This is a genomic window from Micromonospora echinofusca (assembly GCF_017614955.1).
GTDB lineage: Bacteria > Actinomycetota > Actinomycetes > Mycobacteriales > Micromonosporaceae > Micromonospora > Micromonospora echinofusca_A.
On sequence record NZ_WVUH01000205.1, the window covers coordinates 1 to 13201 of the forward strand.

The window sequence follows — 13201 nt, forward strand, 5'->3', positions numbered from 1 at the left end:
CCCGGCCGCGAAGTCCTCCAACTGCGCCCGCACCCGAACGAGTTCCCGCTCATCCACGCATCGCACCCAAACACCACCACGACCCGCATACAAGCGACACGCCACAACGACCTAACAAAGCACTACTAGTGCTCGTGCAAGAGTTCCTGCCTGGCAGCATCTGGAAGGACCTGCTGATGCGGGGTGAGGTCAACCTCGACACGGCCCGCGCCCTTGGTCGGACCCTTGCCCGGATCCACGCCGCCAACCCGTCTGGGTTGGAGGGCAGGGAGCGGCTGCGCTCTTTACGGCTGGCCCCGTACTTCGAGGCCGCAGCGGCGGCCCGCCCTGAGTTCGCCGGGCCGCTCAAGGAGATCGTCGAGCGGCTCGACGCGCCAGGGGACCGGCTCGTACACGGCGACTTCTCGCCGAAGAACCTGCTCATCGACGACACCGGGACCGGCGTGCGGGTCATCGACTGGGAAGTGGTGCACGCAGGCGACCCCGCATTCGACCTCGCGTTCCTCGTGACGCACCTGGCAGGCAAGGCCATCCGGCGCCCCGACTGGGCAGACCGGTACGGCTGCGCCGCTACCGCCTTTGACCAGTCGTACGGCCCGTTTGACCGGCCATGGCGGGACCGGCTGGTCGGGGCGCTGCTGATCGCGCGGGCCGACGGCAAGTCGCCGCTGGAGTACTTGGACAACGCCGGCCGGGCCCGGCTGCGCGAGATCGGATCCAACCTTCTGAAAGGGATGCAGACGTGGCCGTGGTGAGGCAACAGGTCGAGCCGGCGCGGGGCACCGCGCCGGTGGTCATTGGTGTGCGCGGGTGGGAGTGCCTGGACTCGCGCGGCAACCCAACGGTTGGTTGCGTGGTGTACCTGGAGGGTGGCGTCGAGGGCGTAGCGCTGGCGCCCGCCGGTGCCTCCACCGGCCGGTTCGAGCGTCCAGCGCTGCACGACGGCGGTGCCCGGTATGCCGGCTTCGGTGCTCGCGCGGCCCTCCACGTTCTCGACGATCGAGTCGCGCCCGCACTCGTGGGTCGCCCGGCGACCGATGTGGACGGCCTGCTGGACGGGCCATCGAACGTCACCGTCGCGGTGTCGCTGGCGGCGGCCCGGGCCCGGGCCGCGCACGCTGGGCTGCCGCTCTGGCAGTACCTGGCCGGGCCGACCGGCCACCGGCCCACGTTGCCCTGCCCGATGGTGAACATCTTCTCTGGCGGCCGGCACGCCGAGGGCGGCGGTGTCGTCCAAGACTACCTCGCTGTACCGCTCGCGGCGACGAGCTTCGCCGAAGCGATCGAGCAGGTGTGGGACGTGCGTCGGAACGCTGCCGCCCTCGTCGAGCAGCGGGCGGGGCGGCTCGCCGCCGTGCTTGTCGCTGACGAGGGCGGCCTCGCCCTTAGCGGCGGCGACGACGAACTGCCGCTCCAACTGCTCACCGACGCGATCGAGCGCACCGGCCATAGTATGCGAATCGCAATCGATGTCGCCGCGACCCAGGTGGAGAAGCCGGCTGCGTTGCTCGACGAGGTGGTCGCGTGGTGCGACCGATACCCGGTGGTCTCTATCGAGGATCCGCTGTCCGACGACGACTGGGACGGTTGGGTCGATGCCACCCGCCGGCTTGCCGGCCGCCAGGTCGTCGGCGACGACCTGTTCGCTACCAGCGCCGAGCGGGTCCGCCGGGGCGCGGACACCGGTGCCGGCAACGCGGTGCTCGTCAAGCCCAATCAGGTGGGCACACTCAGCGGCGCGGCCGAGACGCTCGCTCTCGCTCGTAGTCTGGGCATGCGCACGATCGTTTCTGCCCGATCTGGTGACACCGAGGACGACGCGATCGCGGACCTCGCCGTGGGCTGGGCTGCCGGCCAGATCAAGGTCGGCTCGGTCACCCGGTCGGAGCGGCTTGCGAAGTACAACCGGCTGCTGCGCCTGGAGGAGATCGACCGGATTCCGTACGCCGGGTGGGACGCCTGATGAGCCGCCCAGTCGTCCTGATCACCGATGTCGCGTGGACCGATGTCGAGGTTGAGGCATCGGTGCTTGAGCCTGCGGGTTTCGAGGTACGGCTCGCCACCGCCGGCGACGAGGCCACTCTGGTGGCTGCGGCGGCCGAAGCCCGCGCCATCCTCACCTGCTTCGCGCCTGTGACCGAGCCGGTCATCGCCGCGGCGCCGGACCTGGCCGTGATCGCCCGGCTCGGCGCGGGTATCGACAACATCGACGTCGAGGCGGCCCGCCGGCGGGGGATCGCCGTGACCCGGGTGCCCGACTACTGCGTCGATGAGGTTGCCACACACACCGTCGCGCTGGCCCTCGCGCTGTGGCGGCGGCTGCCCCAGTACGATGCGGCGACGCGGGCCGGCCGCTGGGGTGTGGCGTCCGACCTGCCGATGCGCAGGCTCGCCGGCGCCCGCGCCATGGTCCTCGGTCGGGGCCGGATCGGGTCGGCGGTTGCAGACCGGCTCGGTGCCCTCGGGTTCGAAATCGCCAACGAGCCGGACGGCTGCCATCTGCTGACCGTCCACGTCCCCCTTACCGACCGCACCCGGAACCTTGTCGATGGGCCGCTACTGCACCGCCTGGCGCCCGGCGCGGTGCTGGTCAACACCAGCCGGGGTGCGGTCGTCGACCTACCGGCTGCAGTACGCGCCCTCGACGAGGGCCAGCTCACCGGACTGGGGCTCGACGTGTTCCCGCGAGAGCCGCTGTCCCTGGGCGACCCGCTGCTGGCCCGACCGGATGTGCTTTTGACCCCACACGTCGCCTTCTACACCGAGCAGTCGCTGGCCGAACTGCGCCGTCGGGCTGCCACCAGCGTCCTCGATCACGTCCGCCCGCAGCCCGAGCTGGCCTGAGAGGAGCACATCCTTATGCGTATCGGAAATCTGGCCGGCGTTCCGGTCTTTCTCGGCGACGCCGGGGCGTACGACCTGGCCACCGCGTCCGCGGGACGGTTCGCCGACGCCCGGTCCATCCTCGCCGGCTGGGACGAGTTCCTCGACTGGGCGGCGGGGCTGCGGCCGGAGTGGACGCCATACGACCCGGCGCTGCTCGGCCCGCCGGTTCCGGACCCCGGGCAGGTCTTCGGGGTCGGGCTCAACTACACCAGCCACGTCGCCGAGACCGGCCGCGACCACGGCACCCGGGCATTGCCGCAGGGTTTCACCAAGTTCCCGAGTTGCGTCAGCGGCCCATGCGACCCGATCGAGCTGCGCGGACACACCGTCGACTACGAGGTGGAGCTGGTGGCCGTCGTCGGCCGACACGCGGTTGACGTGCCGGTGGCGCGAGCGCTGGACCACGTCGCCGGGTACATGGTCGGTCAGGACCTCAGCGACCGGGCGGTGCAGCGCGCCGGCCAGCTCAGCCTCGGCAAGTCGTTCCGTACCTACGCGCCGACCGGCCCGTGGCTGGTCAGCCGAGACGAAATACCGGATCCGCAGGCGCTGGCGCTGCGCTGCTGGATCAACGACGAACCGGTCCAGGATGGCACGACCGCGGACATGGTGTACGGCGTAGCAGAGCTGATCGCGCTGCTGTCGGCCATCACCCCACTGCGTCCAGGCGACCTGATCTTCACCGGCACCCCCGCCGGCGTCGGCATCTTCCGCGACCCGCCCCGGTTCCTGCGCCCCGGCGACGAGGTACGTAGCGAGATCACCGGGCTCGGCACGCTGCGCAACGCCTGCGTTGCCGCCCCAGCCCCGGCCGACCCGCTCGGCCAGCGGTGGCGCGATCTCAAACTCGACCGTTCCTGACCCGATAGGAGGTAATCATGGCAACACTGACACCGCGTGCGGTGAACCACATCGCCACGCAGACATTTGACATGGAAGCCACGCACCGGTTCTGGACCGAAGTGATGGGCTGCCGGTACGCCGCAGGCCTGCGCTTCCCGGCCCGAACCGTCAGCACCGGCGAGGCGGTTCCGCCGTTCATCCACACCTTCTACGAACTCGCCGATGGCTCCTGCGTCGCGTTCTTCGAACTGGCGGTGTCGCACGAGCGGCGCGACGACGGCCTGCCCGACTGGACCCGCCACTACGCGCTTTCGGTGTCGTCACGCGCGGAACTTGCCGAGTGGAAGGAGCACTTCGAGGCACACGGAGTGCCCGTCGACGGCGAGATCGACCACGATGGCCTGTTCTACTCGATCTACGTCAAGGACCCCAACGGGCTGCGGATCGAGCTGACGTACCTGACCCGGACACTCGGCCCGGACGACCACAAGGAAGGCCTCGCCGAACTGCGGTCGTGGGTCTCCGACAAGGCCGCAGGGACGCTGTCGTGACCGCGGCAACACGGGCCCGGGTCCGCCGGCTTGCCGGCTCCGCCGCCGTTATCGCGCTGCTCCTCGCAGGCTGCTCGGCGAAGTCCACCGGGGCCGACGGCGGCACCGTTGCGGGTCAACTGCATGGACCGGGAGTCAGCGCCGACACGATCAGACTTGGCATCCTCACCGACCTGTCCGGCCCGTTCGCGCCGGTGGCGAAGCAAGAGCTGGCCGGTAGCCAGATCTACTGGAACCAGCGCAACGCCGCCGGGGGTGTGTGCGGCCGCAAGGTCGTACTGGAGGTGCGGGACCACAAGTTCAGCCCGCAAGACGCCGTGTCGCTGTATACCGCGATGCGAGAGGACATCGCCGGCATCCAGCAGAGCATCGGCAGCCCGACCACGGCGGCGATCCTGGACCAGGTCGAGCAGGACTCGATGCTTACCATGGCCAGCTCCTACGCCGGCAACCTGCTGACCAATCCGTACGTCGTGGTGCCCGGGACCCCGTACGACGTGGAGACGATCAACGGCGTCGACTACCTGACCCGGGCCCGTGGCCTGGCCAAGGGTGCGAAGCTCGGCGTCGTGTACTTCCCGGGCGAGTACGGGGAGGCGGTCCTCGCCGGCGCCCAGAAGGCCGCCGAGGCGTACGGACTCCAGCTCGTGGAGCAGCAAATCACGCCGCAGACCACCGACATGACCTCGGTGCTCGCCGGCCTACGGTCGGCGGCCGTGCACCACGTCGTCCTCGGCACCGCGAGCGCGCAGGTGGTATCGCTGGCGTCGCTGGCGAAGTCCACGACGTATGACCTCACCGTGCTCGTCACGAACATCCTCTCGCCGGGCGCGCTCCAAACCCCCGCCCGCCAGGCGCTTGAGTCAAACGTCGTGCTGTCGACGAACAGCGCCCCGTACGCGACACCGTCTCCGGACGCGGAGAAGGTCCGCGCCGAGTACGAGAAGACCCACCCACAGGAGCAGCCAACCACGTTCGTGAACCTCGGCTACGTGATGGGTGTCATCTACGACCGGACGCTGACCAAAGCGTGCGAGAACGACGATCTCAGTCGGGCCGGCATCGCCAACGCCTACCGCTCGCTCGGCAAGCTCGAATTCGGGGGTGTGCACGTCACGCTTGACTTCGGCAAGCAGGCCGAGCCGCCATCGCGGGAAACCTACATCGTCAAGCCGGACGGCGCGGCAAAGGGCGGCACCTCAGTCCTGGAGGGTCCATTCACCAGCCAGGCCGCCCGCGACTACCAGCCCAAGTACTGATCGGGACGAGAGACACATGCTGCTTCACGTCGACTCGCTCGCCGTAACCTACGGGGGCGCCGTGCAGGCACTGCGCGGCGCCTCGGTGGACGTGCCCGCCGCCGGGGTGGTGGCGCTGCTGGGCAACAACGGCGCCGGCAAGACCACCCTGCTGCGGGCGCTGTCCGGCACCCTGCCACTCCACGGGGGCCGGGTCGTCGTTGGCACCGTCAGCTTCGACGGCCGCTCGTCGGTGGGAATGTCCGCCGCGACGCTTGTCCGGGCCGGTATCAGCCACGTACCCGAGGGGCGCCGCGTGTTTCCGGGGATGACCGTGGAGGACAATCTGCGGGCTGGTGGCCTCGCCGCCCCAGGTCCCCGACAGCGAGCCCAAGCCCGTACCCGCGTGCTGGATCTGTTCCCGGTGCTGGCGGACCGGCGCCGGCAACCGGCCGGGCTGCTGTCCGGCGGGGAACAGCAAATGCTCGCCATCGGTCGGGCGCTGATGGCCTGCCCGAAGCTGCTGCTGCTCGACGAGCCCTCGCTGGGCTTGGCACCGCTGATGGTGCAGCGGGTCGCCCAGGCGATCCGCGACATCAACGCGTCGGGCACCGCCATTGCCCTCGTCGAGCAGAACGCCCAGATGGCCCTGTCGCTGGCGCAGAAGGTCGTCGTGCTTGATGTGGGGCAAACCGTGCTGACCGGACTCGCAGCGGAGGTGGCCGCAGGCGGGATGCTGGAGGAGCTGCTCCTCGGGCGACCCGTCGACCCGACCACGCCGAAGGCTGCGTCGTGACCGCCGCCGGTCTCGAGGTCCGAGCCATCACGATGACCTTCGGCGGGGTGCACGCCCTCGACAACGTGTCGTTCAGCATTACGCCCGGCAGCGTGCACGCGTTGATCGGGCCCAATGGCGCAGGCAAGTCGACCTGCTTCAACGTTATCACCGGCGTGTACACGGCGGCCGCAGGCCAGGTACTGCTGGACGGTATGGACATCACCCGGGACCGGCCACACCGCCGCTGCCGGCACGGCATGGCCAGGACCTTCCAGAACATCGTGCTAGCGCGCGACATGACCGTTCGGGACAACCTGCTCGTCGCGCGTCACCATCTGGGCCGTGCGGGCATACCCGCTACCGCGCTGGGCCTGCCGGCGGCGCGTCGAGAGCGCCGGCGCGATTTAGCCCGAGTCACCGAGGTGGCTGATTTCATCGGCATCACCGGGGCGCTCGACGATCTCGTCCGGACGCTGCCATACGGCACCCAGAAGCAGGTCGAGGTGGCCCGGGCGTTGTGTACCGATCCCCGGATTCTGCTGCTCGACGAGCCGGTGGCCGGCATGAACGATGGCGAGACGGAGCAGATGGCGGGACTCGTCAGCCGGGTCCGCGACGAGTTGGGCTTGAGCGTTCTGCTCGTCGAGCATCACATGGGCCTGGTCATGCAGCTCGCGGACCGAATCACCGTACTGAGTTTCGGGCGGCGCATCGCCGACGGCACCGTCACCGAGGTACAGGCCGATCCTGCAGTGATCGAGGCGTACCTGGGGACCCCGGTGGCCGACACGACCGCGCCACAACCCAACCAAACGAGGGAGAAGCACGATGCCTCAACTAATTGAGGTCATCACCAGCGGGCTGTCGCTCGGTGTCGTCTACGCGTTGATCGCACTCGGCTTCGCCGTAATCTTCAAGGCGACCGGCGTGCTGAACTTCGCGCACGGCTCGCTGCTGCTGCTCGGCGCATACACAGTCGCCGAGGTCGCCGCAAAGGCTGGCTTCGTGATCGGCCTCGTCGTCGGCATAACCGTGGCCGCGTTCGCGGCGCTGGTCGCCGACCGGCTCGTGTTCCGCTTCGTCAGGGGTGGCGACCACGTCGTCCTGGCCATGATCACGCTGGGGCTGGATATCGTGCTGCTGGCCAGGCTGGTCAACCTACTGGGCACCCGGGTGCTGCCGATTCACGATCCATGGCGGGATGTCGTCGTCTCGATCGGCGCGGTGGCCCTGCCGCAAACCCGGATCGCCGCGTTCGTCACGGCGAGCATGCTGCTCGCCGTGTTCTTCGCGGCGCTGCGTTTCAGTAACTGGGGCGTGGCCATGCGGGCCACCACTCAGGACCGGGAGGCCGCCGCATTGATGGGCATCCGACCAGGCTTGATTTCGGCGTCGGCCTGGATGATCGGCGGCGGGCTGGCGACCGTGGCCGGTGTGTTCCTGTCCGTGTTCCCGACCCCAGGCCTGGAAACCGCGCTCTCGCTCACCGCGTTGAAGGCATTGCCCGCGGCGGTCCTCGGCGGGCTCGACTCGCTCGGCGGCGCGCTGGTCGGCGGTCTGACGATCGGACTCGCGGAGGCGCTGATCGCCGGATACGCCCAGCAGTTGTCGTTCCTCGGCACCGGCTTTGCCGATGTCATGCCGTATCTCGTCCTGTTCGTCGTGCTGCTGGTGCGTCCGACCGGGATGTTCGGGAGTAGGGAGCTGACTCGTGTCTAGGCGCACAATGCTCGTCGCCGGCGCGTGGCTCGTCGCGGTCGGTGCCGTCCCGTATTACCTCGGCGCGTTCTGGCTCCAGACCGGGCTGTTCGTGGCGGTCGCCGTGATCGCGGCGCTCGGCCTGTCGCTGCTGGTCGGTGTCGCCGGCCAACTGTCGCTAGCGCACGCGTTCTTCGTCGCCGTCGGCGCCTACACGTATACCTACCTGGCCACCCCCGGAGACGCCCGGACGCCGGGTCTCGGCATACCCAGCCTGCTGGCCGCCGGGCTCGCGGTCCTCGCAGCCGGGGCGTGCGGCGGACTGTTCAGCCCGGTATCGGCCCGGCTGCGCGGCCTGTACCTCGGCGTTGCGTCGGTCGGTCTGGTCTTCCTCGGGCAGTACCTGCTCACCACGCTCAGCGAAATCACCGGCGGATACAACGGTCGATCCGTCCCGCCGCTGCGCCTGTTTGGGCTGGAGTTCTCCGACCGCTCCGAAGTCCTCCTGGGCGGGGTGTTGTTCGGTCGGCTGGAACTGCTGTGGCTGCTCACCGCCACCCTGGCGACGGTCGCGTTCCTGGTGACCCGGCGCATCGTCGGCTGGCGGCCCGGGCTGGCGCTGCGGCTGATGCGGGAGAGCGAGGTAGCGGCGGCGTCCATGGGCATCAACGTCAACCGGCAGAAGGCCGTGGTCTTCATCGTGTCCTCGATGTACGCCGGGCTCGCTGGCGTGCTGTTCGCCGTCTGTATCCAGCGCGTGGTGCCAGAAAGCTTCGGCCTCCAGCTGTCGGTCAGCTACCTCGCGGCGATCGTCATCGGCGGGATGCGCACTCCGGTCGGCGCGGTGGTCGGAGCAGTGTTCGTGACGTCGTTGCCGCTGCTGCTCCAGCACTACGGCAGTGAGCTACCGTTCCTAGCCCCACCCGGCAGCGGGGACGGTCTCGGCGCGGCGGAGTTGTCCGCCTACGTGTACGGGGCGCTGGTTGTGCTGGTTCTCGTACTGTGGCCCGGCGGACTGGTCGGACTCGCCAGCCGGCTCGCCGGACGTTCACTCCACCGCGCCCTGCCGACGCGGACCGGCGCCCCCCCGGTCTCCCCGATGGAGGCCCCAGTCGATGCCGCCGTTACAAAACCCGAGCTGCAAGGAGGGAAGAGGCGGTGACCGAACTCGACACTGCGTTGTTGGTGCTGCGTGTGGGAGTGGGGATCCTCGCGGCGGGCCACGGTGCACAGAAGCTGTTCGGCTGGTTCCACGGCCCCGGCCTGGCCGGCGCGGGCCGGTTCTTCGAGGGCGTCGGATACCTGCCCGGCCGACTACTCGCTGCCGCCGCCGGTCTGTCTGAGATCGTCGGCGGCCTACTGATGGCGCTGGGGTTGGTCACCTCGCTCGGCGCGACGATACTGCTCGGTACGATGTTGGTCGCCATCTCGGCGCACTGGGCGAACGGGCTGTGGAACACCGACCGGGGCTTCGAACTGCCCGGCCTGTACGCGCTGGCCGCCGCGGCGATGCTGCTGGCCGGGCCGGGCCGGGCTTCGTTCGACTATGCCCTCGACCTACCGATGAACCAGCCCTGGTTCGCTCCCGCGGGGCTTATCGCCGCCACCACGGGCGCCGCAGCGATAATCGCGCGCCGCGCGTGGGGTCGGGACAGGCCTGAGCAGGGGCCCACGCGCGGAGCCGTGCGGTGACCACCGAGCGGCTGCGCCGCCTCCGGCCTGGGACACTGGACGCCGCGCAGCGCCGGCTGTACGACGCGATAGTGGCCGGCCCTCGGGCCCAGACCGCGGCCGTGCTCCCCGTCACCGACGCCGACGGCGGCCTGGAGGGGCCGTTCAACCCCCTGCTGTACAGCCCAGAACTGGGCATGGCCGTGCAGCGCGTCGGTGCCCAGATTCGCGCCGGCCTGTCCCTCACCAACCGTGAGCGCGAGCTGGTTACACTGCGGTGCGCGGTGCTGTGCCACTCGCGGTACGAGATCGAGGCACACAGCCGGCTCGCGGTCGCCTCGGGCGTCACGCCCGCCGAGCTGGAGGCGCTGATCGGTAGCCGGTTGCCGGAACCCCTCGTGGACAGAGACCGGCTGCTGCTCGCCCTGGGCTCTGCCGTGGTCACCGGCGGTGGACTTGACGATCACCTGTATACCCAGGCGGTTCGCGCGCTGGGGGAGCGAGCGGTGGTCGAGATCGTGCTGCTCGCCGGCTACTACGTGATGCTGGCGGCGCTCCTCGACGCGTTCCGGGTCGCGCCACCGGCTTCCAGCGATCGGATCGTGGGATCTGAACCGGCGGCCCCGGACCCGGGGGACTGATGGGACGAGGAGGTCTGATGGGGCACGAGATGGAGGGCGGCCTGCTGTGGCAGCCGTCGGACAGGATCCGCGAGCGGGCACGGCTCACCGGATATCTGCGCTGGCTGGAGCGGCGCGGCCGACGCTTCGCCGGCTATCCGGAACTGTGGCACTGGTCGGTGCAGAGTTCCGGGGAGTTCTGGGACTCGCTGTGGGAGTACTTCGGCATCCTCGGCGAGCGCGGCGCCGGGCCAGTAACCGATGGCGGCCCGATGCCCGGTGTCCGCTGGTTCCCCGGCGCGAGCCTCAACTACGCCCGCAACGCCCTACGGCACGCCGCCGATCCGGACCGGGCGGACACGTGCGCCGTCGTGTTTCGGTCCGAGGCCGGCGATACCCGACGGATCACGTACGCGCAACTCGCCGCCGAGGTCGCCCGCGTGCGTTCGGGCCTACGCGCGCTCGGTGTCAAACCCGGCGACCGGGTCGTGGGCTACCTGCCCAACATCCCCGAGGCGCTGGTCGCCTTCCTTGCCACGGCGAGTCTCGGCGCGATCTGGTCGGCCTGCCCACCCGACTTCGGCGTGACCAGCGTTGTCGATCGGTTCAGCCAGATCGAGCCGACCGTACTCATCGCGGTCGACGGCTACCACTACGGCGGCCGGGAGTACGACCGAACCCAGGAACTCGGCGCGTTGCGGGCGGCGTTGCCGACGCTGCGGGCGATCGTCCTCGTGCCGCGCCCGGCACGCACCCAAATGGCCGGCGATCTGCGCTGGGAAGAGTTCGGTGATCCAGAGGCCGCACTCGACTTCGTGGAGGTGCCGTTCGACCACCCATTGTGGGTGCTCTACTCGTCCGGCACCACCGGGCTGCCGAAGCCGATCGTGCACGGCCACGGGGGCATCGTCCTGGAACACCTCAAGGCGCTGGCGTTCCACGCGGATCTCGGCCCCGATGACGTGTTCCTGTGGTTCACCACCACCGGCTGGATGATGTGGAACTACCTGGCCGGCGGCCTGCTGGCTGGCGCGACCGTCGTGCTGTATGACGGCTCGCCAGGACACCCCGACCTCGATGCGCTGTGGCGGCTCGCGGCCGACGTCGGAGTCACCTTCTTCGGCACGTCCGCCCAATTCATCGCCGCGTGCGGAAAGGCCGGCCTCACCCCGGCAGCGAAACACGACCTGAGTCGGCTCCGGGCGGTCGGATCAACCGGTTCGCCGCTGCCCCCCGAGGGCTACCGCTGGGTGTACGACAAGGTCGGTCGGAATGTCCTGCTCGGCTCGATCTCAGGCGGCACCGACGTGTGCACCGCGTTCGTCGGGGCGACACCGCTGCATCCGGTACGCGCCGGTGTCATCGCCTGCCGGTGTCTTGGCGCGGCCGTCGAGTCATACGACGAGGCCGGTCAGCCAGTCACCGACATCGTCGGGGAACTGGTGGTCACCGCGCCGATGCCGTCGATGCCGGTGTCGTTCTGGAACGACCCGGACGGCCAGCGCTACCGGGAGAGCTACTTCGACATGTACCCGGATACCTGGCGCCACGGTGACTGGTTGAAGGTGCTGCCCGACGGCGGTTGCGTCATCTACGGCCGGTCCGATGCCACCCTCAACCGTGGCGGTGTCCGCATGGGCACCTCGGACTTCTACCGAATCGTGGAGGCGTTCGATGAAATCACGGACTCGCTCGTGGTGGAGACCGGGCTCCTCGGACGGGACGGCAGACTGCTGCTGTTCGTCGTCCTTGCCGATAACCGTGACCTCGACAACGACCTGGTGTGCCGGCTCAACGCCGCGATACGGATATATCTGTCGCCCCGTCACGTCCCAGACGAGGTCCGGGCGATACCCGATATTCCCCGCACCCTGTCCGGTAAGAAACTGGAGGTTCCGGTCCGCCGGATCCTGCTTGGCGCCCCGCCCGACGAGGTCGCCAACCGTGATGCGATGCTCAACCCAGAGGCTCTGAATTACTTTTTCCCCGAAACCTCGGTGCCGTCTACCAGGGGTCTACCCGTTCGCGAGGTCAGTGTTATCGCTATCGAACGGAGCAGGAATCAGTAGCCCGGTGAACGGGATGGTGTAGGAATTTGGTAATGTCGATCTATTTGCACGTTATTACTGCATAGCGATTATGCTCGTGGTGTGCTGACCTGCGTTAGCGCACTGCCCGCTGGGGTCACAGGTCCGATAGTCACACACAACAGCTATTTCAGGGTCGCGTGGCCGGGGGGTTTCACCCTCCGGCTCCCACAGAACCGCGTGTAACGATCTCTCGTTACACGGCTCTCGTCATCCCGGTCACCAGAACGTCGACGACGTCGGCGGTCAGTCTGGCGGTCAGCGCTGCGCCGGCCGGTGGCGCCTTCGATCGCCCAGGTCGCGTGCGGGCAGCGGCCGGCACGGGGAGGCTACGTAGCAATCACCCGCCGATTGTCTGTTGATTATCCCGGTTCGACACGATCTGAGCAGTGATGGCAGGCAGGATAGCCTCAGCACGAGCAGAACGGCTTGATCCATGGGGACTGATCAGCGCCTAACTTGATCTTTAACCTCGTCGTCGGGGTCGAGGCTTGGCTGTTGTTGCGTTCTTCTTCGATTTGTTCATGCTGGTTGCGGCCGTAACGATGTGGACGTCGTGGCGTGTGGTGGGTCGTTGGTTGGGTTGTCCGGCAGGGCGTCCGGGTCCTGGTCGGGTTGGTTTCGGTGCTGCTGCGGGGCAGGCGGTCTTCGTGCGTAGGTGCCGGAAGTCTCTGCGGACCCGGGCTGGGGTGAGCCGGTTAACTTGATCTTTAACCTGTGCGGCGTGGCCTCGGGTTATTCGAAGTCTTCGTTGTTTTCGTGCCGCCTTTACGCTTTGTGCTGGTGGCGGCGGTGACGATGTGGACGTCGTGGCGGGCTGCCGGCTGGC

The 13201-nt window shown here is 68.8% G+C and carries 13 protein-coding genes; all 13 read left to right on the top strand.

All coding sequences use genetic code 11. The annotated features are described in order from the left end of the window. Positions 1-134 precede the first annotated feature (134 nt). The gene (locus GSF22_RS21395) at positions 135-755 is read left to right on the top strand and encodes a phosphotransferase family protein (protein ID WP_208815516.1); all 621 of its coding nucleotides are present in this window, start codon (positions 135-137) and stop codon (positions 753-755) included. Further along, on the top strand, positions 743-1963 hold the full coding sequence (eno, locus tag GSF22_RS35775; protein WP_208815517.1) for a phosphopyruvate hydratase: 1221 nt from the start codon (positions 743-745) through the stop codon (positions 1961-1963). The genes GSF22_RS21395 and eno overlap by 13 nt, the downstream gene beginning before the upstream one ends. Positions 1964-2025: 62 nt before the next feature. Further along, positions 2026-2844, top strand: a complete 819-nt coding sequence (locus GSF22_RS21405) for a C-terminal binding protein (protein WP_208815518.1) — start codon at positions 2026-2028, stop codon at positions 2842-2844. 15 nt (positions 2845-2859) lie between these two features. Then, positions 2860-3747 carry a fumarylacetoacetate hydrolase family protein gene (locus tag GSF22_RS21410; RefSeq protein WP_208815519.1) on the top strand — a complete coding sequence of 296 codons (888 nt, stop codon included), beginning with the start codon at positions 2860-2862 and terminating at the stop codon, positions 3745-3747. A 17-nt stretch (positions 3748-3764) separates the two neighbouring features. Then, the gene (locus GSF22_RS21415) at positions 3765-4280 is read left to right on the top strand and encodes a VOC family protein (RefSeq protein WP_208815520.1); all 516 of its coding nucleotides are present in this window, start codon (positions 3765-3767) and stop codon (positions 4278-4280) included. Beyond that, the gene (locus GSF22_RS21420; RefSeq protein WP_208815521.1) at positions 4277-5539 is read left to right on the top strand and encodes an ABC transporter substrate-binding protein; all 1263 of its coding nucleotides are present in this window, start codon (positions 4277-4279) and stop codon (positions 5537-5539) included. Before GSF22_RS21415 ends, GSF22_RS21420 begins: the two co-directional genes overlap by 4 nt. A gap of 16 nt (positions 5540-5555) precedes the next feature. Then, entirely contained in the window at positions 5556-6314 is a 759-nt protein-coding gene (locus GSF22_RS21425; protein ID WP_208815522.1) for an ABC transporter ATP-binding protein, read from the top strand. After that, positions 6311-7141: an ABC transporter ATP-binding protein gene (locus tag GSF22_RS21430; RefSeq protein WP_208815523.1), complete on the top strand. Its 831-nt coding sequence runs from the start codon at positions 6311-6313 to the stop codon at positions 7139-7141. The genes GSF22_RS21425 and GSF22_RS21430 overlap by 4 nt, the downstream gene beginning before the upstream one ends. Continuing rightward, entirely contained in the window at positions 7125-8015 is an 891-nt protein-coding gene (locus tag GSF22_RS21435; protein ID WP_208815524.1) for a branched-chain amino acid ABC transporter permease, read from the top strand. The genes GSF22_RS21430 and GSF22_RS21435 overlap by 17 nt, the downstream gene beginning before the upstream one ends. Further along, positions 8008-9156 (top strand): branched-chain amino acid ABC transporter permease, encoded by a 1149-nt coding sequence (locus GSF22_RS21440; RefSeq protein WP_208815525.1) that lies wholly within the window; start codon positions 8008-8010, stop codon positions 9154-9156. Before GSF22_RS21435 ends, GSF22_RS21440 begins: the two co-directional genes overlap by 8 nt. Continuing rightward, on the top strand, positions 9153-9686 hold the full coding sequence (locus tag GSF22_RS21445; protein WP_208815526.1) for a DoxX family protein: 534 nt from the start codon (positions 9153-9155) through the stop codon (positions 9684-9686). Before GSF22_RS21440 ends, GSF22_RS21445 begins: the two co-directional genes overlap by 4 nt. Then, entirely contained in the window at positions 9683-10306 is a 624-nt protein-coding gene (locus tag GSF22_RS21450; RefSeq protein ID WP_208815527.1) for a carboxymuconolactone decarboxylase family protein, read from the top strand. The genes GSF22_RS21445 and GSF22_RS21450 overlap by 4 nt, the downstream gene beginning before the upstream one ends. Positions 10307-10323: 17 nt before the next feature. After that, positions 10324-12354 (top strand): acetoacetate--CoA ligase, encoded by a 2031-nt coding sequence (locus GSF22_RS21455; RefSeq protein WP_244368002.1) that lies wholly within the window; start codon positions 10324-10326, stop codon positions 12352-12354. The last annotated feature ends 847 nt before the right edge of the window (positions 12355-13201 follow it).

Coding starts and splice junctions, on each gene's coding strand:
- GSF22_RS21425 (WP_208815522.1), top strand. CDS start 5,556: ATGCTGCTTCACGTCGACTCGCTCGCCGTAACCTACGGGGGCGCCGTG.
- GSF22_RS21455 (WP_244368002.1), top strand. CDS start 10,324: ATGGGGCACGAGATGGAGGGCGGCCTGCTGTGGCAGCCGTCGGACAGG.
- GSF22_RS21415 (WP_208815520.1), top strand. CDS start 3,765: ATGGCAACACTGACACCGCGTGCGGTGAACCACATCGCCACGCAGACA.
- GSF22_RS21410 (WP_208815519.1), top strand. CDS start 2,860: ATGCGTATCGGAAATCTGGCCGGCGTTCCGGTCTTTCTCGGCGACGCC.
- GSF22_RS21435 (WP_208815524.1), top strand. CDS start 7,125: ATGCCTCAACTAATTGAGGTCATCACCAGCGGGCTGTCGCTCGGTGTC.